The sequence below is a fragment of the Microbacterium sp. HSID17254 genome (genome assembly GCF_003989315.1).
GTDB lineage: Bacteria > Actinomycetota > Actinomycetes > Actinomycetales > Microbacteriaceae > Microbacterium.
This window is the reverse complement of record NZ_RBLT01000199.1, coordinates 1-761: the sequence shown is the minus strand read 5'-3', so window position 1 is coordinate 761 and position 761 is coordinate 1. Positions and strand designations below refer to the sequence as shown.

1 pseudogene is annotated in these 761 nt (G+C 74.5%); it reads right to left on the bottom strand.

Annotated features, from left to right (window positions below):
* Window positions 1–135 precede the first annotated feature (135 nt).
* A pseudogene (locus tag D8M34_RS19170) lies at window positions 136–761 on the bottom strand (hypothetical protein); the annotation flags it as partial.

Below are 761 nucleotides of genomic sequence, written 5' to 3'. Positions count from 1 at the left end.
CCGTGCGACCTGGGGCGAACCGGGCGCACGGACATACGCATTTTCGTCGGACTGTCCAGCCAGCAGACGCCTCACGAGCGCCTACGCTAGGGACGCCAAGATCTCCCGATACGGGCCGCACACCGTGCGTAGGAGTCAGTAGCCCAGGCTCGGACCGTCCATCTCCTGGGCCTGCTCCTGAGCCTGGTGATGGGGTCGCTCGTACCCGCGGTTGCGCTGCTGACGGGCGGTCTCTGCGGCAGCCTGCTGACGGCTGGCCTCCCGGCCGGAGTCCTCGCCGCGGCGGAACGCACCTGCCTCAGCCGCTTCCTGCCAGACGGCTCGCAACCTGTCCATCTCTGCGGCTAGCGTCGAACCCTGCTCGTGCTCGTCGACGCGCTGGCGGGCCGGGACGGCGTCGGGCCGCGGCGTGGTGTCCGGCCGGCCCTCGCGCGTGTGCTCGGGAGCGGCAGCGACGGTCCGCGGACTCGCGGGGTCCACCCCGGCGCGGGTGGCGTCGCGGTTGCGGCGGGCCAGTTCCTCGGCCGCGAGTCGGGCGTCGTCGGCGGCATCGCGGTTGGCCCCGGCCCACTTCGCCCGCTCGGCATAGCCGGCCTCGAGTACATCGGCCCGCTGCTGGTCCCATCCCATCATCCGCCCCGCCCGGTCCGCCTCGTCGCCCCTCTGAGCCACTCCACGGTCGCGACGCGGGTCGGCCGCGCCGGCGGCTTCGACACCACCGGCCCGCAGCCGGTGGCGGGGCCGGTCCTCCGGCCGCGCCC